Origin of the sequence: Ponticaulis sp. (genome assembly GCF_029210165.1) — a bacterium.
GTDB lineage: Bacteria > Pseudomonadota > Alphaproteobacteria > Caulobacterales > Hyphomonadaceae > Ponticaulis.
Genome location: NZ_JARGNT010000002.1, coordinates 276,351 through 301,817 on the forward strand (window position 1 = coordinate 276,351; position 25,467 = coordinate 301,817).

Sequence of the window (25,467 nt, forward strand, 5' to 3'; positions counted from 1 at the left end):
CGTTCACCTTATCGCTCGATCGTGCCTTCGCGACGGATCTTCTTCTGAAGCTGAAGGAGACCGTACACGAGCGCCTCGGCCGTCGGAGGACAGCCAGGAATATAGATGTCTACAGGAACGATCCGGTCGCATCCTCGAACGACCGAATAGCTGTAGTGATAATAGCCGCCGCCATTGGCGCACGACCCCATTGAGATCACGTAGCGAGGCTCAGGCATCTGGTCGTAAACCTTACGGAGCGCTGGAGCCATCTTGTTTGTCAGCGTACCGGCTACAATCATCACGTCAGACTGACGCGGCGACCCACGAGGCGCCATACCGAAGCGCTCGAGGTCATAGCGCGGGTTACCCGCATGCATCATCTCGACCGCGCAGCATGCGAGACCGAAAGTCATCCACATTAGCGAGCCTGTACGCGCCCAGGTGATCAGATCATCTGCAGCTGCGACGAAGAAACCTTTATCCGCGAGCTCATCGCTCAGCCCCGCGAAAAACGGGTCGTCACCACGAACTGGACCAGCGCCTTCGACGCCAGCCCGACCGCCTGATAATGCGGGGATGTGATAGTCTTTATCAGCCACTATTCCCACTCCAGTGCGCCAGAGCGCCACTCATAAATGAAACCGACGGTCAGAACGCCGAGGAAGACGACCATGGACCAGAAGCCGAAGACGCCAATCGTCCCGAGGCTAACTGCCCACGGGAAGAGGAAAGCGACCTCAAGGTCGAAAATAATGAAAAGGATGGCGACAAGATAGAAACGGACGTCGAACTTGAGACGCGCATCGTCAAATGCCTCAAAACCACATTCATACGCGGAGAGCTTCTCCGGGTCCGGCTTAGATGGCGCCAGAATGGTCGAGACGAGCAGGAAGGCGAAGCAAAGCCCTAATCCGATAACGAGGAAGATTATCACTGGCAGATAGTTCAGAAGAACAGGTTGCAGCTCGTTCATGTCGATTCAGCCCTTCAATGTTCCATGCTGGTTATTCAGGTTTTCGTCAGGTTTCAACCACGCAATTGCCTATCTTCGATAAAAGACCTTAAAAAAATTCCAGAAGTCCTGCTGGAAGGCAGGTTTCCGCAGGTGCACCACCACCCGGAAACGAAACTTACATCAAAATAGACTTTAAGCGTTGTCGCCTTAGCAACGGAGCTAGATCACTCTCACAGCAGTACAATGTTTAATCTGAAAATCAGGCCAGACAAAAGTCATACACTGAAGCAGCTCAGCCTACCCTGCACGCGATAAGTCAGCCGCCACCATCATCTCAACAAGCGAATTAAACGGCGTCTGCGCTGACCAGCCGAGCTTTTGTTCAGCCCGTTGAGGATTACCGATCAAACCGTCAGGGTCCTGCGCTCGATAGAATTCAGGCGCCACCGCTACCATGGTTCGCTCTGTTTTCGCGTCCACAGCGATCTCATCAATACCGTCGCCCTGCCAGCGTAGTTCGATCCCCAAATAGGCGGCACCAATATCGATCCAGTCCCGAACACAGTGAAACTGCCCGCTCGACAGAATATATCTGCTGGGAGCTTCATTCTGTAGCGACAGCACAGCCGCTTCCATGAAATCATCCGCATACGACCAATCTCGCCGCGAGTTGAGGTTGCCAACACGCAACACAAACTCCGGATCCCGCGCGGCCTCAACCATTCCCATAGTGACTTTGCGGCTCAGAAAACGCTCGGTTCGCAACGGTGATTCATGATTGTAGAGAACACCTGAAACCGCAAACACGCCTGCAGACCGCGCATCAGCCACAATGTCGTCGGCAATTACTTTGGCCTCAGCGTAAAAGTTTTCTGGATTTACCGGCGTCTTTTCTGTCTGCGGCCCGGTGATTTCGTTGCCGAAAATCTGTGCGCTGGAAGCCTGAAAAAAACGAACTGAGCCTTTGGAGTCTGTAGCGGAATCCAGCATCACCCGAACAATTTCGCCATTTACGAAGAGCGTCTTTTCGCGGCTCACGTCTGCTTCTGCGAGCGAGGTATAGCCGGCGAGATTAAAAATCCAATCAGGCTCAGTCTCTCGGATGACTTGCTGGACCGACTGCGCATTATCAAGGCCGCACGTGACCAACCTCACCTGTTCGCAGATACCAACGAACTGTAGTCGCCATTTGTCGCTCAGCTGAGCGTTTTGGCAGGTACCAGTTACGTCAAACCCAAGATCGAGAAGTCTTTTTGCGAGATAAGCACCATCCTGACCGGTAATACCGAAGATGAGCGCTTTCTGCTTCGTCATTACTGGGCGTCCGCTTTCAGGATTTCCGCGATAATTTCGCCTACTGCGCGCTCAGCGTTTCCACGCTCATAGGCCTCAGCCATAACCCGAATAAGCGGTTCAGTACCCGACTTACGCACAACAACGCGACCGGAATCACCCAAAGTCTCAGATACGCTCTCAATCCTGGCTTTCACACTCTCAGCGGAAAGTGGGTCGTCCGACTGATAGCGAACATTCTCCAGAAGCTGCGGCACAGGTTCAAACACCGACAGAACCTTTGATGCTTTTTTGCCTTCGCGAACCATGATGGACAGAACCGCGATTGCGGCAATGATGGCATCGCCGGTCGTCACATGGTCAGCGAGAACCACGTGCCCTGATTGCTCTCCACCTATTGAGAAACCACCTTCCCGCAAGCGTTCTACAACATACCGGTCGCCTACCTTGGTTCGCTCCAGTTTTATGCCTTCACGCGAGAGTGCACCTTCCAAACCAAGATTCGACATTATCGTTGCGACAACCGTGTCGCCTGCAAGTCGCCCCTGCGCTTTGGCGTCAATCGCTATGGCCCCCATAATCTGGTCACCATCTGCAACTTCGCCGTTTTCGTCGACAACAATAATGCGATCCGCATCGCCATCAAAAGCGATTCCGACATCGGCAGAATGAGTACGAACCACCTCCGAAAGCCTCTCAGGGTGAAGAGCGCCGCATTTGGTGTTGATGTTTACACCGTCAGGTGTGTCGGCAAGCATTATTACTTCAGCACCCAACGATCGGAAAACGGGTTCCGCGGCGCTCACGCCTGCACCATTGGCAGCATCAATCACGACCTTCAAGCCACTGAGGCTCGCGTCCGGCCCGGCCGTCCGGACCGCAAAATCCGCATACGACGATACGTCGAATTCGGCATCAACGATACGACCGAAGCGTTCTGCAGGAACCGTACAATCAAATCCGGGGTCTTGAATGATGGCTTCGATCTCGTCCTGCTGGGCACCTGAAAGCTTGTAGCCATCCGGCCCAAAAACTTTCACACCGTTGTCGTGAAAAGGATTGTGGGACGCGGTAATCATCAGACCCGCCGCCGCACCATTCTGAACCGTCAGCCAGCCTAGCGCTGGTGTTGGAAGCACATCTACCAAAGCGACATCTGCTCCTGCATTCAGGAGCCCGGACACGATCGCAGATTGGAGGATTAAACCTGATGCACGAGTATCTCGCCCAATAACGACGACGGGACGATGAACGGCTTTACGAAGCGTGTATCCGAGCGCCTCTCCGAATCTCAAAAACATATCGGGGCGTATCGCGCCCATATTTACCGTTCCACGAATTCCGTCTGTGCCGAACAGCTTTTCCGCCATTTGATCCCCGCTGATACTTTTTACGACCAGAGATACTGACTCTCGGCGCTATTCAACAGTCACAGACTTGGCGAGGTTGCGCGGTTGATCGACATCTGTGCCCCGCATGACGGCGGTGTGATAAGCGATGAGCTGCAAAACAACCGAGTACACGAATGGTGCCACGATTGATTCGCACGCTGGAATCTCAAGGCTTGCAGTCGGCACATTACCAGCGAGTTCGACCCCCTTACGATCAGAGAGAAGCAATACCGGCCCTTTACGCGCAGCAACCTCCTGCAAGTTCGACAGTGACTTCTCGAACAGCTCGTCTGTAGGCGCAATAAACACAATCGGGGTTTTGTCGGTAATCAGAGCGATTGGACCGTGTTTAAGTTCGCCCGCACCAAAACCTTCTGCGTGAATATAAGAAATCTCTTTAAGCTTCAGAGCACCTTCCAGCGCGAGTGGGTAATGCACGCCACGCCCGAGATAGAACACATCATCAGCTTCAGCGATAAGCTCGCAAACGGAATAGATCTGGCGATCCAGATCCAGCGTCTCGTCGACGAGATCAATGATAGAAAATACAGATTTATTATAACCTGCGAACTCTTCATCGGTGATCACGCCCCGTGAGTGCCCCGCATGGATCGCAGACGCCAGCAAAGAGAGAAGCTGCGCAGTGAAGGCCTTCGTACTTGCGACACCGATTTCAGGTCCTGCCAGCGTTGGCAGAACGACATCCGCCTCCCGCGCGATAGTCGATGTCGGCACGTTTACGATCGCAATGGTTTTGACGCCCTGCTCCTTGCAATAACGAAGTGCCGCCAGTGTATCGGCCGTCTCACCTGACTGCGAAACAAAGATCGCTGCGGAATTTGGCGCAAGTGCCGGTTGGCGATATCTGAATTCAGACGCGATATCTGTTTTGCATGGAATGCCGGCAAGCTGCTCGAACCAGTACTCAGCCACCCTCGTGGCATAGTGCGCCGTACCGCAGGAAATCAGGTAGAGACTGGATACCGTTGAAAAATCGAGTTCTTCTTCACCAGATTTAGGGAGACTAACTGTTCCGCGCGCAGGATGCGTGTACGCCTTCAGGGTACGGGTCAGCGCTTTCGGTTGCTCGAAAATTTCTTTCAACATGAAGTGCGGATAATTGCCTTTGTCAGCAACACTGTCCTCAGTTTCGACAGTCTGGACGGGACGCTCGACCGGCTGATCGTTCATATCAAAGATTTCATATCCGGTGCGAGTCAGAACGCACCAATCGCCCTCTTCGAGGTAAATCACCTGATCGGTAAAGGGAGCGATTGCGAGAGCATCCGATCCCAGAAACATTTCATCCTTACCGACACCAATCACGAGTGGGCTGCCCTGGCGGGCGCCGATCATCATGTCGGTGTGTCCTTCGAAAATCATGCTCAGAGCATAAGCGCCAGTGAAACGCTTCAACGCTTTGGAAACCGCTGTTTTCGGGTCGTCGCCTTGTTTCAGAAATGTGCTGATGAGCACTGCAACGGTTTCACTGTCCGTTTCCGTGTGGAACTCATAGCCGGCGCCTCGTAGTTCCGCCTTCAGCTCCGCGTAATTTTCAATGATACCATTGTGGACAATGGCCACGCCGTCAGCTGAGTGAGGGTGCGCGTTACGCTCACTTGCTTCACCATGTGTCGCCCAACGAGTGTGACCGATCCCCGTGAATCCAATAAGAGGCTCTTCGCGAAGCTTGTCTTCCAGAGACGCAATTTTGCCAACGCTCCGGCGGCGCTCAATGCCCTCGGACAGAACAACCGCAACACCTGCACTGTCATAACCACGGTATTCAAGACGCTTCAGCGTCGCAACGAGACGAGCCGTTACTGGCGCCATGCCTACGATACCAATAATTCCACACATGCAGCTAATACCTCTTGTCCAACAAACGCATCCCGTGCCCGGAATGTGCCAACAATCTATGAATATTGTGCAGACAAAAAGGTAAGAATGCAGCAAGCGCGTTCACCTTTTCCGACAAAGTGTAGCGCTACGTCATCTTGTTTTGCTTCCAGAAATCCGACTAAGGAAGCTAGAAAGACGTTCAGTAAACGCGTCGCGCTCTCGATGAATTGGAGAATTGCTTGGCTACCGAAGGCAAAAAAATCGATCCGGTCGATGAACTGGTCGGAATTCTGGACCTGGAACGCATCGAGGTCGACCGATTTCGCGGATTCACGCCACCTTCGCGCTCTATCCGTATTTTTGGCGGACAGGTAATCAGCCAGGCTCTCGTTGCGGCCTGCCGCACGGTTGATGGCCCGATCTGCCATTCTCTACATGCTTACTTCATCCGCCCGGGTAATCCTGAGGTGCCCATCCTGTATGAAGTCGACCGCGCTCGAGACGGTAAAAGCTTCGCGACCCGCCGTGTAATCGCGATCCAGAACGGCGAGCAAATTTTCAACCTCGCAGCGTCATTTCATACCAAAGAAGAAGGCTTTGAACACCAGCAGGACATGCCTGATGTTCCCGCACCGGAAGACCTCACATCAGAGGCCGAACAGCGTCTCAGCATGGCCCAGCAGCTGCCGGAGCCAATGAAATCTGCCTTCATGGCAGAGCAGCCCATCGATATTCGATCCGTAAAGCCGCAGAACATCATCAATCCGCAAAAACTCGATCCAGAGAACTTTACCTGGATAAAACTCAAAAAGCGGGTCGCTGCGGACGATCAGCATACGCACCACACTATTCTCGCATATGCCTCCGACATGTCTCTGCTAGACACCTGTGTTCGTCCGCACGGTGTAAACTTTTTCAAGGGTGCACAGATGGCAAGCCTTGATCACGCCATGTGGTTCCACGGCGACTTCCGCGCAGATGAATGGCTTCTCTACGTGCAGGAAAGCCCGAAAGCCTCAAATGGAAGAGGAATGAATTTCGGGCGCATCTATCGCCGTGATGGTGTTCTGATCGCCACGGTCGCACAGGAAGGGCTTATTCGCCCTTACAAATCCAAACGCTGAACTCAAGTCAAACGAGCTCAGGCGAACTGCCTGAGCTCGTCAGATGCGAAGAGCGGCTCATTCGGAGTAACATCACTCCAGTCCTGAGAGAGTTTCGCGAGTTGGCTACGCATGCCCAACCCCTGATCTATGGACACGGTTTCTGCCGCTCTCAGGAAGGCTTGCACGACTGAGCTGAATTGAACTTCAGCCCAACGACGTTCGCCATCCGCCATCCGGCCATAAACGTCATCACTCTCCTTGATACGGATAAACCGGTAATCAATCAGCGCATCCTTCTCCGCCGCCATGAAGTCCATATTACCGGACCAGCCCGTTGCGTAGGCCTGGCGCCCCGTAGACACCGCTTCAGCGAGCGCGAGGCCATAGCCTTCAGAGCGATGGGTGGAGATGACGCAATCTACATCCGTCCACAGCTCGGCGAGCTCTTCCTCAGGCAGTTTTTTATCTATCCACTGTACATTTGGCGCGCCGTCGATCCATCCGCGGATGGTCTGGCGCTGCATCTCTGAAAGTGACTGCGTCTTTACTTTAAGCAGGAATTCGGAACTGTCCCCGAAGGCATGTCGGAAGGCGCGAATGGCTGCGCCAATGTTCTTACGCGACAGACTGGATTTACCGTCCATCTGAACAATGAAATTCCGCGCATATTTGTTTTTTGGCGGACCGAGCATCTGCACAAGCCCACTCGTTTCCACCGGATGGGTTCTGCGAATCACATTTTCCCGAAGTTCGCCGAAACTATCCTTCACAAATGTGCTGGGAACGATGATCTGATCAAAAACTTTAGAAATCTGTTTCCATTCTTCCGGCAAATCTTCCAGCTCCCACGCCCAGTACCCAAGACGCGGCCCTGTAGGCAGTTTCATCGGGTTGGTCTTTGCAAGCGTCGCGAGCGCCTCAGGCGCATTGCAATGCATGATCCAGCCAAAGTCTTTTGGCGCATCAAGTTCGCAACCGAACATACCCTTGGAGTGGAGAAAGTCGTTGAGTCTGTGCTTTACGACCTGAAAGCCGAGCTGCTCGAGCTTGTGTACGGTAAGGTCAGCGGAACGCGCTACGCCGAACGTATCCCCAAAAAAACCGGAGACCACGAAACCGCGAGGCCAGAATGTATTGTGACTATGCGAAAGATCACGCGTAAAAACGTGACGGGCCGTCCTCAGAATTCCGCGGATAGCCAGATCTTTCAACATCATCCCAATACCCAGCATGCATTACTTAAACACAGTACATAGCGGGAAAGTCGACAGATGGTATCCCTGTCAGACACAAGCGTCGTCATGTCATCAAATCCCCGCATGCCACATTCTGAACACAAATGACGTGCGATGAAAATCTTTAATCCCGATTTTCTACAGAACCCGACAGCGCCATCATCACCATTTCCGGTTCGGAGATGGTGAAATACGATTGTGTTTCAGGAGAAAATGGTGGGCGGTAACGGGCTCGAACCGCTGACCCTCTCGGTGTAAACGAGATGCTCTTCCAACTGAGCTAACCGCCCTGAGCGGCGCACAAATCATCAAAATATCGCTCGGGTCAAGAGGTTATTTTCATTTCCATGCAAAGAGTTTGATTTTCCACGATGGCACTTGGCCAAATTTGTGGATATTTACCCTTCCGGCGCCTCGTCGCTTTGTTGAATTATCTCGGATTCCAGCATGCCAAAGAGCTACATTCTCACCCTCGCTTGCACCGATCGCTCGGGAATCATTGCGGCTGTCTCCAACGTTTTGCTGAATCACTCGTGCTTCATTGCGCGCTCTCGTTCATTCGGTGACGAAGGGACAAAGACGTTCTTCCTGCGGCTGTCATTTCAACCGGAGAACGATTCGTTTTCTCTGGAACAGCTTCAGGCCGAACTTAAAGAAACAGCTGCCCGACTGGACGCCGACTGGGATATAGAGCCCGAAGAGCGCAAGATGAAAACGCTAATCATGGTATCCAAGCTGGATCACTGTGCGAACGCGCTGCTGTATGGCGCTCGCATTGGCGAGCTACCGATAGAACCAGTAGCGATTCTTTCAAATCACCCTGACCTCGCACCGACACTCCAGCACTGGGGGCTACCGTTTCATACCGTGCCTGTCACGCCAGACACCAAACCGCAGGCGGAACAGGCGATGTTCGATATCATCGAGCAAACCGGAGCCGAGCTAACGGTTCTCGCGCGCTATATGCAAATACTATCGAATGATGCGTGCCAACAGCTTTCAGGAAAGTGCATCAATATTCACCACTCATTCCTGCCAAGCTTCAAAGGGGCACGTCCATATCATCGTGCGCACGAACGTGGTGTGAAGATGATCGGCGCCACAGCGCACTACGTCACCGCAGACCTCGACGAAGGCCCAATCCTCGCGCAGGTGACGCAAGACGTGGATCACTCTCATTCCGCTGGAGACTTTGTTGCGATGGGCCGCTCGCTTGAGGCAACCGCGCTAGTGCGCGCCGTAAAAGCTCATGCCGAAAGACGGGTCTTTTTAAACGGTCTGAAAACAGTCGTTTTCGCCTGACGGGGCGCTTTAGACGTCCATCAACCGCATTTGGGAAAAGGCGTTCTTGAGCGCATTCGACCAGGCCTCACTGAAAGCAAAGAACCGAGGATCGTCGGCATCGATCCGTCGTTGTTGTTCGAACATCAACGAGTTTGTTCTCATGACCGCAAGGTCCAGCGGCATGCCTACCGTCAGGTTGGATCGCAGAGTCGAGTCCATAGACAAGAGTGCGCAGATCACACCGTCCTGAATATCAGTATCCACATTGATGACGCGATCGAGAATTGGTTTGCCGTACTTATGCTCACCGAGTTGGAAGAACGGCGAATCTTCAGTGGCCTCGATGAAGTTACCGGCCGCATACACCATAAACAAACGTGGAACCCCGCCCACGCGCTGACCAGCAACAAGAATCGACGCCCCAGAGTCGACGTTACGCGCCGTGAGGCCCGGTCCATAGCGAGCCTGAACCTTGCGCATCGTATCCCCTACAACCTGCGCAACCTCAAACATACTTGGCGCTGAGAAGATCGTCGGCTCGTTGGGGTTAGGTGCATCAAGCCGTTCATTGATCTCGCTGATAACCGCCTGCGTAATCGCCAGATTACCCGCTGTCATCATCGAGATAGCGCGTTCACCGGGCACCTGCCACGTGAACAGCTTTTTCACTCGCGAGATGTTATCAACACCCGCATTGGTTCTGGTATCCGCCAGCAGCACAAGGCCCTGATTGAGCTTGATACCAACACAATACGTCATTGAGGTCTCCTCGCGATTGCTCTGTTCTTATAAATCGCAAGCAACGCTTCTACGCCTTCGTCTGGCATTTTCAAGCAGCAAAACTAAAAGCTTTACGTGAGTAACAAGGCGAACTGTCTTGTAATTTTGCCAGTTAAGTGCCTTGAGACTGAGTCTGCCCGATAGTTTCAACTTTCTCTTCATTGTCTTCCACTTTCAAAGGCGGAGCAAATGCGAAAGAAAGCCCGATCTCATGAGACAGATTACCTACGCTTTCGATAAACCATGTAAGGTATTCGTGCAGGCCATCAGTGAGAATCTGTTCGATGTCCGCAGTGCGAAGCCCACTCAACATCACTTCCGCACGAATACGGCATGACGTTTGTCGATCGTAATATTCTTCAAGTTGGGTAAGCGATTGAACGACCCTGTACAGGCTATAGCTCAGTGATCTCGGATTCACTTCATTCTGAATAAGGAATGCTGCAACACCATCGCGGGTTACGTCAGACTTGGTCACAAAGTGATAAGCCCGCTGAACGCCGACCGCCTGCAATAATGAAATCCACTGATAATGGTCTAGCGTGCCGCCGATCGCCCCCAGCGACGGCAGCAGCACGTGATACTTCACATCCAGAATACGCGCGGTTGCATCGGCGCGCTCCAAGTGACTACCGATTCGTAGAAACTCAAGGCCATCATCACGCACAAGCGTGCCTTCCACAGAACCTCTATATTGAGCCTGACAAACTTTCACCCAATCAACGAACTCTGCCAGATATGCTTTGCGCGTTCGAAGCATACCTATCTGTGTAGGCAGCTCGTTCCAACCAGAGTTCAGGCTATTCCAGACCTCGGAAGTCAATCCAAACCGGATTGCACGCGCATTTTCGCGGGCATTTCGAAAACAGTTATAAATACTGGAAGGATTGTCAGGATCAGCGACAAGATGCTCAACGGCCTCTTCTCGAGTGGCGTGATCAAGGTCGCCCTTAAACGTCCCCCCCGCTCCGGCCGCAATCAGAATGGAAGACCATTCATTCGCTAGCGGGCGTCCGGATTCGTTCGGCAGCGTCACCATTCGGCGTGCGGTATCGATAAGACGGGCGACATTGTCTGCACGTTCCATCGAACGCGCAATCCAGAAGAGGTTTTCAGCTACACGACTAAGCATCTTTTCCTACTCCGTCAGAACCCAGGTATCTTTAACGCCGCCGCCCTGGCTGGAGTTGACCACCAGCGAGCCTTCACGAAGTGCAACCCTTGTGAGCCCGCCGGGCGTCACCTGACTGATGTCTCCAGTCAAAACGAATGGACGGAAATCCACATGACGTTCCGCGATGCCTTCTTCTACTAGCGTTGGGCAAGTCGACAGCGACAAAGTTGGTTGCGCAATAAATGCCGAAGGCTTGGCTTTGAGACGTTGCGCATATTGTTCGCGTTCTTCAGCGGTTGATTTCGGGCCGATCAACATGCCGTACCCACCCGAACCATGCACTTCCTTCACAACGAGATGTTCGAGATTTTCGAGAACATGACTGAGTTGCGATGGTTCACTACAGCGGAAGGTTTCAACGTTCTTCAAAACAGGCTCTTCGCTCAGATAGAAGCGGATCATGTCCTCTACGAAACAGTAAATAGCCTTATCGTCCGCCACACCAGTGCCGGGCGCATTAATGATGGTCACGCCGCCCGCTTTGTAGGCGCGTATGAGCCCCGGTACGCCAAGCATGGAGCTTGGATTGAACTGCTCCGGATCCAGAAATGCGTCATCAATCCGGCGGTAGATAACATGCACGCGCTGCGGGCCGCGCGTCGTTCGCATATAGACCTTATCGCCGTCTACGAAGAGGTCAGACCCCTCAACGAGCGGAATACCCATTTCGTCGGCGAGGAAGGAGTGCTCATAATAAGCGCTGTTAAAGTGTCCCGGCGTAAGAATAACACTGACAATACCGCCATCATCCGCCGCATTCATAGGCGCAACGCTTTCCATGGTCTGGCGCAGCATGTCTGGATAATATTCGACCGGCGCAACGTCCCCGTTCATGAACAGCTCTGGGAACAGACGCGCCATCATACGGCGGTTCTCAAGAACATATGAGACGCCCGATGGTGTGCGGCAATTGTCTTCAAGGACGTAAAATCCGTCCTCACCGGTGCGGATCACATCGATCCCTGAAATGTGAGAGTACACATTCTTCGGCGGCATGAAATCACGCATAACCGGCTCATAGGCCTCGTTATTGAAGATGATTTCCGCCGGTACGATACCTTCTTTTACGATCCGTGCGGCACCATAAACGTCGGCGATGAAGGCGTTCAGTGCTTGAGCACGCTGGACGACACCGCGCTGCAGAACATTCCATTCTGATGCGGAGAAAACGCGGGGGATCACATCAAACGGAATAAGGCGCTCGGGATCACCGCCCTCGCCGTAGACCGCAAATGTGATTCCGATTTTTCGAAACAATGTCTCAGCTTCTGAGGAAGCCTGTTTGAGGTCATCTATCGACTGACTTTTCAGCCAGGTATCAATTTGTTGATACTCGGGCCGCACCAGCCCGCTCTGAGTCATCTCACTGAACATTTAACACCGTAAACCATTACTCCATTGCCTATGAAGCTGGCACGCGGCTGATCATTTACCAAGACAAAGACCGAAAAAAATCGCGTAATTGATTGTTTTGGTTGCAGGCCGTCCGATTTAGGCGTTAGCCATGCCTTATGACTATACGCATTGGCCTTACGCACCGCACTTCGTATTCCTACGACAAACCTGTCAAAATGGGGCCGCAGACAATCCGGCTCAGGCCAGCGCCTCACTGCCGCACGCCGATCGTCAGCTACAGCCAGACGATTTTGCCGGAAGATCACTTCATTAATTGGCAGCAAGACCCGTTCGGGAATTACCTTGCCCGTATCGTTATTCCTGAAAAGACGACGCAGTTCTCTGTAGAGATCGATCTTGTCGCTGACATGATAGCGATCAACCCGTTCGACTTCTTCCTTGAAGACAGCGCATCCCACACGCCTTTCACGTACGACGACGAAACTAAGAAGCAGCTCCAGCCCTATCTCGAAACTGACACGACAGGACCGGAGTTCGAGAAGTTTCTCGTGCAGGCGAAAAAGATCTGGGGCTCCAAGCAAGGTGCAGCGACTTCGACCGTAGATACGCTGGTGGCTCTCAATCAGCTTGTAGAAGCCAAAATTGACTACACCATACGTATGGAACCAGGGGTTCAGACACCTGAAGAAACACTCGCATTAGCGAAAGGCTCATGCCGGGACTCCAGCTGGCTACTGGTCAATATCTGTCGACGCCTCGGCCTCGCTGCACGATTTGTTTCCGGCTATCTGGTGCAGCTGACTGCTGACATCGCGTCCGTCAAAGGTCCATCCGGACCGGAAGTTGATTTTACCGACCTGCATGCCTGGGTCGAAATCTATATCCCGGGCGCTGGCTGGATCGGTCTGGACCCAACTTCAGGCCTGTTTGCCGGTGAAGGACACATCCCGCTTGCGGCGACACCCGTGCCATCATCAGCAGCACCAATTTCCGGGGGTCTGGAACCTTGTGAAGTCGAATTCGACTTCGAAATGAAGGTCGAGCGCCTGATTGATCCTCCGCGTCACTCCAAGCCGCTGAGCCCTGCGCAGTCAGATAAGATCAATGTTGCCGGCCGTGCAATTGATAAAATCCTGACCGATAATGATGTCCGTCTTACCATGGGCGGAGAGCCAACTTTCGTTTCAGAAACCAACCGAGATGCGCCAGAATGGACCACAGATGCCGTTGGTCCGGAAAAACGCACATATGCAGACCAACTGATCCGTCGCCTGAAAAAGAAATATGCGCCGAATGGTCTTCTCACTCACGGGCAGGGAAAATGGTATCCCGGCGAGCCGCTTCCGCGATGGGCATTCACAGTTTATTGGCGCAATGACGGAGAACCTCTGTGGCGCAATCCCGATCTGATCCAAAAGGAAGAGGAACCGGCATCTTTCACCTCCGAGGACGCCGCAGTGCTTGCGCAGACAATTGCGACACGCCTCGATCTGGCGCCGGAATGTGCCCAACCGATTTATGAAGACCCCGCTGAAATTGTTCTCGGTGAGAGCAACCTTCCGATCAATCTTGATCCGGAAGACCCGAAGCTGAAGAAATCAGAAGAACGCCGCACACTGGCACGCGCGTTTGAACAAGGCCTTGGAAAGCCAAAAGGCTTCGTTATCCCACTTCAGACCCAGCAAGCTCGCAACAAACAGGGCCGGATGTTCGAATGGATGACTGAAATCTGGGAAAGCCGCCGCGGAAAGCTCTTCCTTGTACCGGGCGATAGCCCAGCAGGTTTCCGTCTCCCTCTCAAATCACTTCCTGAACTGGACGCAAGTCTCTATCCGGGGCTTATTCCTCTCGATCCATTCGCGATCGAAGGCGAAATCGCCGCTCCACAAAACCTGCCTCCGCGCCTGCAGAACAAGACATCTGGCGACGCTGGCAAACGCGTTGTTCCAGAACACACCCCTGAACGGGAGTTCGTGCAGACCGGAGTACGCACCGCGATGTCGGTGGAACATCGCGATGGGCACCTTTGCATATTCATGCCACCGGTCGTCTCAACCGAAGCGTTTCTTGATCTCATCTATGCGGTGGAGGAAGCCGCGTCTCAGACAGGCCTGCCGGTACGCATTGAAGGCTACCCTCCGCCTCGCGACCCACGCATCAGCGAGATCAAGGTGACACCAGACCCTGGCGTTATTGAAGTGAACGTTCAGCCTACCTCGACCTGGGATGAACTCTCAGACCTGACACGCACGCTTTATGAGGACGCACGCCAGTGCGGACTGGATTCCTCCACCTTCCTCGTCAACGGACGACCTACTGGCTCCGGGGGCGGTGCGCACATCGTAATGGGCGGCGCGTCACCAAATGACAGCCCGTTTCTACGTCGTCCTGACCTGTTGGCCTCGATCATCAGATACTGGCAGAATCATCCTGCCCTCAGCTACTTTTTCGCTGGCACTTTCATCGGTCCGACAAGTCAGGCGCCTCGCATCGACGAAGCCCGCCATGATCAGCTGTATGAGATGGAACTGGCACTCAAACAGCTTCCACCATCTACGGAACAGGCACCACCATGGCTGGTCGACCGTGTTTTGCGCCACCTGCTTGTCGACACGACCGGCAATACACACCGCTCCGAGATCTGCATCGATAAGCTCTACTCTCCGGATGGTCCGACAGGACGCCTTGGACTAGTAGAATTTCGCGCATTCGAGATGCCTCCGCACGCCGAGATGAATCTGGCTCAGCAACTCTTGCTGAGGGCGCTCATCGCATGGTTCTGGACAACGCCTTACACAGCGCCACTCAAACCGCTCGGGACCGCACTGAATGATGAGTTCATGCTACCTGCAATTTTGCGCGCAGACCTGAACAACATTCTTCGCGAAGTCTCCGAAGGCACTGGCGTACAGCTGGACCCAAGCTGGTTCGATGCACACATGGAGTTCAGGTTCCCGAAAATCGGCAACGTCACGTATGACGGCATCGATATTGAGCTGCGCCACGCGCTTGAGCAATGGAACGTGTTGGGCGAGGAAGGCGCAATTGGAGGCACCGCCCGCTTTGTAGACTCCTCTCTGGAACGCATACAGGTAACCGTCACCGGCGATCTCGGATCGAGACAACTGCTCTGCAACGGTATCGTTATACCGCTGTCAAAGATCCCAGGCAGCGACACCATGATTAGCGGCGTTCGTTTCCGGACCTGGCTACCAGCGTCTTGCCTGCACCCAACAATTCAGCCTCACGGTCCACTAACTTTCGACCTGTACGACAGCCGGATTGGACGCTCCATTGGTGGATGCACTTACTTCCCAACGCATCCGGGCGGACGAAACTTCGATACACGACCGATCAATGCTCTTGAGGCAGAAGGCCGGCGAATCGCATCATTCACGGAAACCGGCCATACAGCGGGGCAATTCACGCCGCGCTATATCCAGACGGATCCGCGTTTCTCCTCTACGCTCGACCTTCGCTGGTCGTAAGAGATCACACATCCGTTACCGCGTCGGATTTCCCTTATCTGACGCGACGGAAACCCTAGGTTCACTCGTATAGTGATCTAGAACGTTCGATCACGCGTAGAAATGCCAACAGGCACTCTGACTATTTGAAGGAAACACTGTGCGTTTGATGTCACCAATGCGCCTAGGCCTCATTGCGATTCCCGCCCTATTCCTCGTTGGATGCTCCGATAACAATGCATCGACGGGTCCCTCCATGGGAGGCGGGCGCGAAATGCCCGCGACACGAATTCTAGCCGAACGCGTGGAATTTCGTGCTGACCGCGAGCAAATCGAGTCCGTCGGGACAGCCCGGGCACGTCTCGCTGCAACCATATATCCCCAAAGCTCCGGCGAAATCGTGTCAGTCAGCTTCACTTCCGGTCAGTACATCGAAGAAGGACAGGTACTCGCGCGTCTGGACAGCGCTGAAGAACGCCTTCGTGTCGCACAGGCCAATGTGACACTTCAGAATGCACAGCAACTTCTCGCACGCTATGAACGTATCGATGTCGACGGTGCAATTTCGGAAAGCCAGATTGATAGCGCGCAGACAGCAGTTGAAGCAGCTACAATCGATCTGAGACTGGCTGAGGAAACCTTGGCGGACCGCACAATACGCGCGCCATTTTCAGGCTATGTCGGACTCACAGACATCGATATCGGTGCGACTGTAAACCAGCAAACAGAGATTACCCGCATAGATGACAGAACAGAACTGTTCGTGGACTTCGCACTGCCTGAACAGGTCTTCGGTCGCGTCAACGTAGGTGACACTCTGCCCATGCGCCCATTCGCAGCTGCAGAACGCGACATCGAAGCTATTGTCGCTTTCGTGGATAGCCGCATTGATGCCGATCGTCGCTCTTTCATGGTACGTGCGGCAGTAGACAACAGCGCTGACGATCTTCGTCCCGGGATGAGTTTCCGTGTAGAATTCTCGCTACCCGGCAATGATTACCCGGCCGTTCCCGAGGCATCTATCGTCTGGGGCGGCGATGGCGCTTATCTCTGGAAGGTCGTGAACAATCAGGCACAACGTGTTCCCGTGACGATCGTGTCTCGCGATAACGGCTATGCGCTTGTCCGCGCTGAACTCAGTGAGAACGATATGATCATCACAGAGGGCGTCCAGAAAGTTCGCCAAGGCTCATCAGTCTCGGTTGTGCAGCCTACAGCCAATAACGCTATTCCGGTTGCTGAAATCCGTCGATCAATCACGGGCGCAGCAGTACAATGATCCGCGCGCCTAAATCCGGCTTGCCCGAGCTAGCGGTCAAACGTCCACTGCTGATTACCGTATTTAACCTGCTCATCGTCTTGGCGAGCGTTGCGGCTCTGTTTGGCGTAGAAGTCCGCGAACTGCCGGACGTTGACCGTCCAATCGTTTCGGTCACGGCAAGTCTTCCGGGTGGCGCACCTGAAACAATGGACGCCGACGTTACCAGCGTGCTTGAGGGCGCGGTTGCAACGGTTTCTGGCGTCAAAGAGATAAACGCTTCAAGTGAAGAAAACTCGGCCCGCGTCCGGATTGAATTTAATCCGGGGGTGGATCTCAACTCAGCAGCTTCCGAAGTACGCGAAGCAGTGAGCCGGGTACAGCGCCGCTTGCCTGACGGCGTGGAAAATGTCTTCGTGACCAAAGCAGACAACGACGCACGCCCAATGATGCAGCTTGCTGTCGTGTCTCAGGAGTATCCCGAAGACGAGCTTACTCGAATTATTGAAACAGACATTATGCCTGCGCTTCAGGCTATTGATGGCGTGGCAACGCTCAATGAATTTGGCACGCGAGAGCGCCAGATGCGCGTCGTGGTGGACCCACAACGCATGAACCGCTTTGGCCTCACTGTAAGTGATGTCGCAACGGCTCTAAGACTGGCACCTTTCGACGTGCCTGCCGGCAGCTTCCAATCGACAGATCAGGCGCTGATCGTTCGCGCAGAAGCAACGGCGTCTACACCGGAGCGCATTAAGGAAGTCATCATCCGAGATGATATCCAGATTGGTGACGTTGCGGAGGTAACGCTTGCACCCGCCAATGCAAACAACCTGCTTCGCTTGAATGGCGAGCCAATCATCGGCCTCGGGGTGGTGCGTCAGGCGCAGTCCAACACAATTCAGATTTCCGACTCCGTTCGAGAAGCGGTCGAACGCCTGAATAACCGGATTGAGGGCGTCACGATCAGTGTCACGTCCGACGATGCCGTGTTCATTCGAAAATCCGTTCAGGAAGTTCTGATCTCTCTTCTGATCACAGTCGCTATCGTAATCGCAACGATCTGGGTGTTCCTCGGATCATGGAAAGCGACGATCATTCCAACTGTAGCGATTCCGATTGCGCTTGTTGGCACGCTGACCGGCATTTGGTTGATGGGTTTCTCGATCAACCTCCTCACCCTGCTTGCTCTGGTTCTGGCAACCGGCCTGATTGTAGACGATGCTATTGTTGTTCTTGAAAACATTCAGCGACAGCAATCTCAGGGCGTTCCAAAGCGCGCCGCAGCCGCCATAGGCACGCGTCAGGTTTTCTTCGCTGTAATTGCGACCACAGCAGTTCTTGTGGCGGTGTTTGTGCCACTTTCATTCCTGCCGTCTACTGTCGGTCGTTTGTTCCGTGAGTTTGGTTTTGTACTCGCTTTTTCTGTGATTATTTCTTCGTTCGTCGCGCTCACGCTATCACCGGCAATTGCCGCGAAATTCACGCTCGTGGAAAAGTCAGATAAACCGAACTTTTTCGCACGCATCGGCAATCCGCTTCGTGACCTTTACGGCCGAATGCTCAAGCTCTGTCTCACCTTCCCGCTGATAACTTTCTTTGTCAGCCTCGCAGCAGCCGGTGGCGCTTTCTTCGCATATCAGAACATCTCATCACAGCTCGTCCCGAGCGAAGACCGCGGACGTATTGAAATCTTCGCATCCGGCCCTGACGGCGTAGGACTCAATTTCATGGAACGTCAGGCCGACGAGGTCGAGACGATCCTTCAACCGTATCTTGACTCAGGTGAAATCCGCTCAATCTTCACCGTCGTCGGTCGCTGGGACCCTAACCGCGTGGGCGTGACCGCCGAACTCGCTCCATGGGAAGAGCGTTCGCGTTCTCAGGAAGAAATTGTCGCAGAACTTCGCCGCCCGCTTTCACAGGTTCCGGGTATTCGTGCCAGCGCCTTCGGACCTAGCAGCCTGAGCTTTGGCCGTGGCGGACGAAGCTCCGGCCTCGAAGTTGCTCTCACCGGGCCAGACTACCAGTCAATCTATCTTGCGGCGCGCCAGCTCGCTGACACAGTCGAGACAGAATCGACCATCCTCTCAAACGCCGAGATTTCTTATCAGCCAACACAACCACAACTATCCATTCAGGTGGATCGCCGGCGCGCGGCAGATCTCGGCGTGTCACTCGACCAGATCTCATTGACGCTCCGCGCGATGGTTGGCGGTGAAGACATAACCGACCTCAATGTTCAGGATCAGGCTATCCCAATCATGTTGGAAGCAGAAACCAACGCCATTGAGACGCCAACTGATCTTAGTAATCTGTTTGTGCGCTCTAATAGCGGCGAGCTGGTTTCACTTTCAAGCCTGACAACACTCGTCGAAGAAGGCGTCGCCGCCGAGCTGGACCGTGTCGAGCAGCGCCGCGCGATTGAAGTTCAGACGGATATTGCCTCTGGGGTTCCTCTTGCTGATGCGATTGAGGAAATGCAGCGACTAGCGGCGGACACCTTACCTGAAGGCATCTCTATGATCTTCCGTGGTGAAGCCGAAACCCTAGGCGAGTCCAACCGCGATCTTTTGATCACCTATGGGTTTGCCCTTTTGATCGTCTTCCTTGTGCTGGTCGCCCAGTTCGAGAGCCTGTCCAGCCCGCTCATCATCATTATCACTGTGCCTTTTGCTCTGGCTGCCGCGATCTATGCTCTTTTCCTGTCCGGCGTATCACTGAACATCTATTCCCAGATCGGGCTCGTTCTGCTGATCGGATTGATGGCAAAAAATGGCGTCCTGTTGGTGGAGTTTGCAAACCAGCTGCGCGCTGAAGGACTGGCGCTCAAAGACGCGGTCTATGAGGCTGCAACGGTGCGCGTACGGCCAATCGTAATGACAGTCATCTCGACCGCATTCGGAGCGATTCCCCTTCTCCTCTCAAGCGGAGCGGGCGCAGAGGCGCGGAATGCTATTGGCTGGGTTATCTTTGGCGGACTTGGTCTGGCGTCGGTCTTCACGCTATTTCTCACACCGGTTCTGTATCTCTCAATTGCGCGTTTCAGCTCGCCTAAAACGCAGACTGACGATGAGCTCGACAGCGATCTACAACGATACAGCGAACAGGACGAGCAACCTCATGCGGGGCCCGCGGAGTAATGACATCAATTCGAATTTTAGCACTCGGCGCCACTGCGTTCTGCGCAGCCTGTGCCACGAACACCGTAGAGCCAACGTTAGATCAATCTCTTCCGGAAAGTTACGTCACAAACCTTCCGGCAGAAAAAACAACTCTCTCCTATGCTGACTGGTGGCTTGGGTTCAATGATCCAGTTCTGACTGAGCTGATAGACCGTGCTCAGGCAAACAACATCAGCGTCGCCCAAGCGCTTTTACAGACGGATATCGCGCAGCTTCAGCGAGATGCATCTCAATCAGATTTGCTTCCTACGCTAGACGCGTTCGTAAACAACCAGCTGAGCGGCGTCATCACTAGCGGCTTAGATGGAAACTTTACTGGCTCAACCGGCATTGGCGGCACTTTCGATCCTGACCTGAATGGACGAACTGCTGCTCGCATCGCCTCGGTTCAGGCGGCTTTGGAATCAAGCGCTTTGAACGCAAATGATGTTCGTCGTTTGATAACCCGCGCAATTGCGCTCCAGTATATCGAGTATCGCCGCGCCAGCGCCCGATTGGCTTTGCTTGAATCCACGTTGGAACTTCAGCAGCGAACGCTTCAGATCGTGGAGTCCCGCTATCGCGCCGGCTTGTCACCAAAACTCGACGTAGACCGCACCCAGGCAGATTATGCCCGCACAGCTGCCCAGCGTAGCCAGATCATTGCAGCACGCAGGCAGGCGGAATTTGAAATCCAGCGCCTGATGGGCGAGCCGTCCGCTCTGGACCAGATTACAAACCCAGACAGAGAGACGATTCCTCAAATCCAGTTTGCCTCTGATATCGGTATTCCAGCTGATCTGGTGAGACGTCGCCCGGACGTTCGTGCCGCGGAAGCTGACTATCGCTCCGACTTGGCCTTGATTGATGCTGAACGCGCAGACCTTTTGCCGTCCATTCGGATACCAGGGCAAATTCAGGCAGGTTTTGGTGACGTTTCAGGTCGCTCTGACGAGATCGGTTATAGTCTGTCCGCGGTCGTAGACATTCCTGTATTCGATTTTGGACGCCGTCAGGCAGAAGTCGACATACAGATCGCGCGTACGGAATTTGCCGCTCTCACGTATAGAGCGACATTGCTGGACGCGCTTCAGGAAGTTGAGATTGCACTGGTCAACATTGAGGCCATTCAGGAGACACTTGAAGGACAGCTACGCGCAGTGGAGGCCAGTCAGGCGGCGTATGACCAGCTCGACGCTCTATACCGCGAGGGTCTTGCCAGCTTCATTGATGTTCTGGATTCCCAGCGCACACTGATTTCCAGCCGTGAAACCATTGTTCAGACCGAAGCCAATCTTGCTGCTGCAACCGTTTCTTTGCTCGCCGCGCTCGATGCAGGATGTGAAGAGACAGGCATAGTGGCTTGCGAAGGCGACTAGTTCGCCTCCGCAAACTGCTTTTAGATTACACGAAGCGCTCTTTAAGCTCACCCTTCAGGATTTTGCCGTTCGCATTCCGTGGCAGAGGTTCACGTTCGAACTCCACTCGTTTTGGGACTTTGAACGCAGCGAGTTTACCTGCAACGAAGTGACGAATTTCCTGCTCGCTTACGTCCATGCCTGGTTTCAGCTGTACCACGGCGCCTACTTCTTCACCAAGCACCTTGTCCGGAATACCCACGACGGCCGCATCCATAACAGCCGGGTGTTCGTAGAGCGTGTTCTCAACTTCGATACAGTAAATGTTCTCGCCACCACGGATAAGCATATCCTTGGCGCGGTCTACCAGATACAGGAAGCCCTCTTCATCCATACGCGCCAGATCACCTGTAACGACCCAGCCATCAATAAAGGTTTCCGCCGTTGCGTCAGGCCGGTTCCAGTAGAGTTTTGCATTTGATGGGCCGAAGCACCAAAGCTCTCCAACCTCACCGCGCGGCACTTCCTTACCGTCCGGACCAACAATTTTGAGAGACATTGCGAAGCCCGGAAGACCAGCACTTTGCGGGCGCATAATATAGTCTTCTGCAAGATTCAGCGTAGCAGTGGCGCAGGTCTCGGTCATGCCCCAGCCATTCGCCGCATGCGCATCTTTGAAAGTGCGTTTAATCGTTGCGACAAGTTCAGGTGCAGACGGCGCGCCGCCATATGAAACGCCTTCCACTGATGAAAGATCGTACTTTTCGCGATCCGGATGTTCCAGCACCTGCCATGCGATCGCTGGAACGCCGCCAAATGTCGTGATCTTTTCCCGCTCAATGATAGGGAGCGCTTCACCGGCGTCCCATTTGTACATCGAGACGATCTTCTGACCGTTATGCATCGTCGGAGCCAGCACGGCAAAAGCGCCCGTCGCATGGAAAAACGGGATTGCGAGTAGCGTCGCCTTTTGTGGCTCGTCAGGACCGTTTACCGGGATCTCGTCACCACGTCGCAGAAGCGCGCGCGCCTGATTACCCATCGAATTGAACATGTTGGATACGATCGCCCGGTGCGTCGCCAGAATGCCTTTTGGACGACCTGTAGTTCCTGACGAATACATGATTGTTGCGTCGTCATCCGGCAGAAGTTCAACCTCTGGAAGCCCGATGACCGGTAGTTTGGCCCAGTTGCCGACATTGCCGATAACTTCTTCGAGAGCCGTTACATTCGGGTCCGCGTAATCGTCCTGATCCGCACGCGCCACGATCACTCGCTCAAGAATTGGAACATTTGGCCAATGCTCCTGAATCCGCTCGAAAATCTGCGGATCGACAATAGCGACGCGCGCGCCGCTGTTTTCGAGACCGTATTCGAGCTCTTCACCCTTCCACCAGGAATTCAGAGGCGTAGCTATGAGCCCGCTAACAAGGCACGCCCAGAATGCGACCGGCCATTGAGGGTAGTTACGCATACAGATCGCGACGCGATCGCCTTTCTTCAGACCAAAATCGTTGAGCAATGCCTTTGCCAGATGTTCCACAGCCCGGGCATTTGCCTCGAAGGTTACACGTTCGTCTTCGAACACGACCATATCGCGCGGTCCCCAAGTCGCACGACCATACTCAAAAAGAGCCCGCATAGTAGGATAAGCGTTCTTGTACACAGGCATACGAACGCCATTGACGGATTGCATCTCCATCTCAAACGGCAGGCCTGGTGATGTAAGAACTTTGCTTGCGTCCTCAATGGACATAACGGGCCAGCCTTCTGGTAAGGCGGCTACTGGTTGACCGGACAATGATATCTCCCTCAGACGATTTTTATATTTCAATCTGAGTGCCGGTCATCACCATTAAAATCAAGGGGTGCCGTAAGGTGAAGGCGGCTAGACTGCCGCCTTGTTGAGCTCCGCTACACTTCCCCGGCCGAGAGCAGAAATGGCTTTCTCGGCGATATGTCGAGCACTGAGGCCTGCAAGTTCGTACATAGCCTCAGGCTTGTCCTGATCAATGAAGATATCAGGCAGCGTCATAGTGCGTACTTTGAGCCCCTGATCGAGATGACCTGCATCCGCGAGATAGTGCATCACGAACGCACCAAAACCGCCGACAGATCCTTCTTCCACAGTTATGAGAACCTCATGGTGACGCACCAGCTGGTCGATCAGAGCATGATCCAGAGGCTTTGCGAAACGAGCATCTGCCACAGTGGCAGTCAGGCCCTGCGCATTGAGCAAATCTGCTGCCTTGAGGCACTCTGCCAGACGGGTCCCCAATGACAGAATGGCGACCGAACTTCCCTCACGAACAATACGGCCTTTGCCGATCTCCAAAGGCTTAAGGAGGTCGCCGGTCGGAATTTCGACACCCACGCCCTCTCCTCGCGGATAACGGAACGCAGACGGAGAATCGTCAATCATAGAGGATGTTAGAACCATACGCGCAAGCTCAGCTTCATCCGCCGCAGCCATAACCACCATATGCGGCAAATGCCCCATAAAGCTGATATCGAAGCTGCCCGCGTGTGTTGGACCGTCCGCGCCAACAAGACCAGCACGGTCGATTGCAAACCGTACAGGTAGCCTCTGAATAGCTACGTCATGTACCACCTGATCATAGGCGCGCTGAAGGAAGGTAGAATAGATCGCGGAAAACGGCTTGAAGCCATCTGCCGCCAGCCCCGCCGCAAACGTTACCGCGTGCTGCTCTGCAATGCCTACATCGAATGTGCGCTGGGGAAACGCGTCCGCAAAGAACGAGATGCCCGTACCAGAAGGCATCGCAGCCGTGATACCTACGATTTTATCATCGGTCTTTGCGAGTTCCGTCAGCGTCTGACCAAATACTTTCGTGTAGCTCGGCGCAGCCGGTTTCGCTTTTGCCTGCTCGCCGGTTACGACATTAAACTTGGAAACACCGTGATATTTGTCGTCAGCATTTTCAGCCGGCTCATAGCCCTTGCCTTTTTGCGTCACGGCGTGGATCAGAACAGGGCCATCAAAGCTGTCCCGAACGTTTTCGAGCACAGGGATCAGGACCTCAAGATCATGTCCATCGACCGGACCGATATAGTAGAAGCCAAGCTCCTCGAACATGGTGCCGCCCATCGCGAAACCGCGCGCGTACTCTTCCGCCTTACGAACCGGCTTTTCGAGCCCCATAGGTTTTACGAGGTTTTTTGCGAGCTTGCGCAGCGAGCGATACGGCTTACCAGAAACCAGCTTGGACAAATAATGGCTCATCGCACCGACCGGCGGCGCGATCGACATATCATTATCGTTCAGAATAACGATCAGCTTCTTGTTGAGCGCGCCAGCATTGTTCATTGCCTCATAGGCCATGCCAGCAGACATCGCGCCATCGCCAATCACACAGACTGTCTGGTCTTCACGCCCATCGAGAGCGCTGGCAACAGAGAACCCCAGGCCTGCTGATATAGACGTCGACGCGTGAGCCGCGCCAAACGGATCGTACTCGCTTTCCGCGCGTTTAGTGAACCCCGACAGACCGCCGCCCTGACGAAGCGTACGGATACGATCGCGGCGTCCCGTCAGAACCTTATGCGGATAGCACTGATGCCCAACATCAAAGATCAGCTTGTCATTCGGCGTGTTGAAGACGTGGTGAATTGCCACCGTCAGCTCTACGACACCCAGACCAGCACCCAGGTGACCACCCGTCGTCGAAACGGCGTTTACGACTTCGGTGCGTAGCTCGTCACAGATCACCTTCAGCTCGTCGCGGGATTTATCGCGGAGGTCTGAAGGCAGGTGAATTTCGTCCAGATGCGGCGTGGCAGTCATTTCAGCAATTTCCGACT

The 25,467-nt window shown here is 54.0% G+C and carries 17 protein-coding genes and 1 tRNA gene; 6 read left to right on the forward strand and 12 right to left on the reverse strand.

Features of this window, described 5'->3' with window-relative positions:
• Window positions 1-8 precede the first annotated feature (8 nt).
• The 5 genes from P1U45_RS13310 to glmS form a co-directional block, all read right to left on the reverse strand.
• Window positions 9-581 (reverse strand): NADH-quinone oxidoreductase subunit B, encoded by a 573-nt coding sequence (locus P1U45_RS13310; protein WP_022695508.1) that lies wholly within the window; start codon window positions 579-581, stop codon window positions 9-11.
• Window positions 581-955: an NADH-quinone oxidoreductase subunit A gene (locus tag P1U45_RS13315; protein ID WP_022695509.1), complete on the reverse strand. Its 375-nt coding sequence runs from the start codon at window positions 953-955 to the stop codon at window positions 581-583. The genes P1U45_RS13310 and P1U45_RS13315 overlap by 1 nt, the downstream gene beginning before the upstream one ends.
• Window positions 956-1,234: 279 nt before the next feature.
• A complete protein-coding gene (locus P1U45_RS13320; protein ID WP_301059502.1) occupies window positions 1,235-2,251 on the reverse strand; it encodes a GDP-mannose 4,6-dehydratase in 1,017 nt (338 codons plus the stop codon).
• On the reverse strand, window positions 2,251-3,600 hold the full coding sequence (gene glmM / locus P1U45_RS13325) for a phosphoglucosamine mutase (protein WP_301059503.1): 1,350 nt from the start codon (window positions 3,598-3,600) through the stop codon (window positions 2,251-2,253). Before glmM ends, P1U45_RS13320 begins: the two co-directional genes overlap by 1 nt.
• A 48-nt stretch (window positions 3,601-3,648) precedes the next feature.
• Window positions 3,649-5,481 carry a glutamine--fructose-6-phosphate transaminase (isomerizing) gene (glmS, locus tag P1U45_RS13330; RefSeq protein ID WP_301059504.1) on the reverse strand — a complete coding sequence of 611 codons (1,833 nt, stop codon included), beginning with the start codon at window positions 5,479-5,481 and terminating at the stop codon, window positions 3,649-3,651.
• A 221-nt stretch (window positions 5,482-5,702) separates the two neighbouring features.
• On the opposite strand from glmS, the gene P1U45_RS13335 reads away from it, so the two are divergent.
• The gene (locus tag P1U45_RS13335) at window positions 5,703-6,587 is read left to right on the forward strand and encodes an acyl-CoA thioesterase II (protein ID WP_301059505.1); all 885 of its coding nucleotides are present in this window, start codon (window positions 5,703-5,705) and stop codon (window positions 6,585-6,587) included.
• Window positions 6,588-6,604: 17 nt separating this feature from the next.
• Here P1U45_RS13335 and P1U45_RS13340 read toward each other — a convergent pair whose 3' ends face one another.
• Window positions 6,605-7,786, reverse strand: a complete 1,182-nt coding sequence (locus P1U45_RS13340) for a glycosyltransferase (protein WP_301059506.1) — start codon at window positions 7,784-7,786, stop codon at window positions 6,605-6,607.
• Between the two features lie 232 nt (window positions 7,787-8,018).
• Window positions 8,019-8,094 (reverse strand) — tRNA-Val (locus P1U45_RS13345).
• A 157-nt stretch (window positions 8,095-8,251) separates the two neighbouring features.
• Here P1U45_RS13345 and purU point away from each other — a divergent pair.
• On the forward strand, window positions 8,252-9,106 hold the full coding sequence (purU, locus tag P1U45_RS13350) for a formyltetrahydrofolate deformylase (protein ID WP_301059507.1): 855 nt from the start codon (window positions 8,252-8,254) through the stop codon (window positions 9,104-9,106).
• 9 nt (window positions 9,107-9,115) lie between these two features.
• On the opposite strand, the gene P1U45_RS13355 is transcribed toward purU, so the two are convergent.
• The 3 genes from P1U45_RS13355 to P1U45_RS13365 form a co-directional block, all read right to left on the reverse strand.
• On the reverse strand, window positions 9,116-9,847 hold the full coding sequence (locus P1U45_RS13355) for a peptidase (RefSeq protein WP_301059508.1): 732 nt from the start codon (window positions 9,845-9,847) through the stop codon (window positions 9,116-9,118).
• 133 nt (window positions 9,848-9,980) lie between these two features.
• Window positions 9,981-11,000, reverse strand: a complete 1,020-nt coding sequence (locus P1U45_RS13360) for an alpha-E domain-containing protein (protein WP_301059509.1) — start codon at window positions 10,998-11,000, stop codon at window positions 9,981-9,983.
• Between the two features lie 6 nt (window positions 11,001-11,006).
• A complete protein-coding gene (locus P1U45_RS13365) occupies window positions 11,007-12,416 on the reverse strand; it encodes a circularly permuted type 2 ATP-grasp protein (protein ID WP_366145002.1) in 1,410 nt (469 codons plus the stop codon).
• A 137-nt stretch (window positions 12,417-12,553) separates the two neighbouring features.
• On the opposite strand from P1U45_RS13365, the gene P1U45_RS13370 reads away from it, so the two are divergent.
• From P1U45_RS13370 to P1U45_RS13385, 4 genes are all read left to right on the forward strand, one after another.
• Window positions 12,554-15,886: a transglutaminase family protein gene (locus P1U45_RS13370; RefSeq protein WP_301059511.1), complete on the forward strand. Its 3,333-nt coding sequence runs from the start codon at window positions 12,554-12,556 to the stop codon at window positions 15,884-15,886.
• 253 nt (window positions 15,887-16,139) lie between these two features.
• Entirely contained in the window at window positions 16,140-17,144 is a 1,005-nt protein-coding gene (locus tag P1U45_RS13375) for an efflux RND transporter periplasmic adaptor subunit (RefSeq protein ID WP_301059512.1), read from the forward strand.
• Complete coding sequence (locus tag P1U45_RS13380) at window positions 17,141-20,266, forward strand: efflux RND transporter permease subunit (RefSeq protein ID WP_301059513.1); 3,126 nt, start codon at window positions 17,141-17,143, stop codon at window positions 20,264-20,266. Before P1U45_RS13375 ends, P1U45_RS13380 begins: the two co-directional genes overlap by 4 nt.
• A complete protein-coding gene (locus P1U45_RS13385; protein WP_301059514.1) occupies window positions 20,266-21,666 on the forward strand; it encodes a TolC family protein in 1,401 nt (466 codons plus the stop codon). Before P1U45_RS13380 ends, P1U45_RS13385 begins: the two co-directional genes overlap by 1 nt.
• A 25-nt stretch (window positions 21,667-21,691) precedes the next feature.
• On the opposite strand, the gene P1U45_RS13390 is transcribed toward P1U45_RS13385, so the two are convergent.
• Window positions 21,692-23,401 (reverse strand): class I adenylate-forming enzyme family protein, encoded by a 1,710-nt coding sequence (locus P1U45_RS13390; RefSeq protein WP_366145009.1) that lies wholly within the window; start codon window positions 23,399-23,401, stop codon window positions 21,692-21,694.
• Between the two features lie 132 nt (window positions 23,402-23,533).
• Window positions 23,534-25,450 carry a 1-deoxy-D-xylulose-5-phosphate synthase gene (gene dxs, locus P1U45_RS13395; protein WP_301059516.1) on the reverse strand — a complete coding sequence of 639 codons (1,917 nt, stop codon included), beginning with the start codon at window positions 25,448-25,450 and terminating at the stop codon, window positions 23,534-23,536.
• Between the last annotated feature and the right edge of the window lie 17 nt (window positions 25,451-25,467).

What these genes read in the sequence shown, in the direction of transcription:
- dxs (WP_301059516.1), bottom strand. Translation starts at nt 25,450, where the DNA reads ATGACTGCCACGCCGCATCTGGACGAAATTCACCTGCCTTCAGACCTC.
- P1U45_RS13385 (WP_301059514.1), top strand. Translation starts at nt 20,266, where the DNA reads ATGACATCAATTCGAATTTTAGCACTCGGCGCCACTGCGTTCTGCGCA.
- P1U45_RS13380 (WP_301059513.1), top strand. Translation starts at nt 17,141, where the DNA reads ATGATCCGCGCGCCTAAATCCGGCTTGCCCGAGCTAGCGGTCAAACGT.
- glmS (WP_301059504.1), bottom strand. Translation starts at nt 5,481, where the DNA reads ATGTGTGGAATTATTGGTATCGTAGGCATGGCGCCAGTAACGGCTCGT.
- P1U45_RS13360 (WP_301059509.1), bottom strand. Translation starts at nt 11,000, where the DNA reads ATGCTTAGTCGTGTAGCTGAAAACCTCTTCTGGATTGCGCGTTCGATG.
- P1U45_RS13365 (WP_366145002.1), bottom strand. Translation starts at nt 12,416, where the DNA reads ATGTTCAGTGAGATGACTCAGAGCGGGCTGGTGCGGCCCGAGTATCAA.
- purU (WP_301059507.1), top strand. Translation starts at nt 8,252, where the DNA reads ATGCCAAAGAGCTACATTCTCACCCTCGCTTGCACCGATCGCTCGGGA.
- P1U45_RS13375 (WP_301059512.1), top strand. Translation starts at nt 16,140, where the DNA reads ATGCCCGCGACACGAATTCTAGCCGAACGCGTGGAATTTCGTGCTGAC.
- glmM (WP_301059503.1), bottom strand. Translation starts at nt 3,600, where the DNA reads ATGGCGGAAAAGCTGTTCGGCACAGACGGAATTCGTGGAACGGTAAAT.
- P1U45_RS13370 (WP_301059511.1), top strand. Translation starts at nt 12,554, where the DNA reads ATGACTATACGCATTGGCCTTACGCACCGCACTTCGTATTCCTACGAC.
- P1U45_RS13390 (WP_366145009.1), bottom strand. Translation starts at nt 23,401, where the DNA reads ATGTCCATTGAGGACGCAAGCAAAGTTCTTACATCACCAGGCCTGCCG.
- P1U45_RS13315 (WP_022695509.1), bottom strand. Translation starts at nt 955, where the DNA reads ATGAACGAGCTGCAACCTGTTCTTCTGAACTATCTGCCAGTGATAATC.
- P1U45_RS13355 (WP_301059508.1), bottom strand. Translation starts at nt 9,847, where the DNA reads ATGACGTATTGTGTTGGTATCAAGCTCAATCAGGGCCTTGTGCTGCTG.
- P1U45_RS13340 (WP_301059506.1), bottom strand. Translation starts at nt 7,786, where the DNA reads ATGATGTTGAAAGATCTGGCTATCCGCGGAATTCTGAGGACGGCCCGT.
- P1U45_RS13320 (WP_301059502.1), bottom strand. Translation starts at nt 2,251, where the DNA reads ATGACGAAGCAGAAAGCGCTCATCTTCGGTATTACCGGTCAGGATGGT.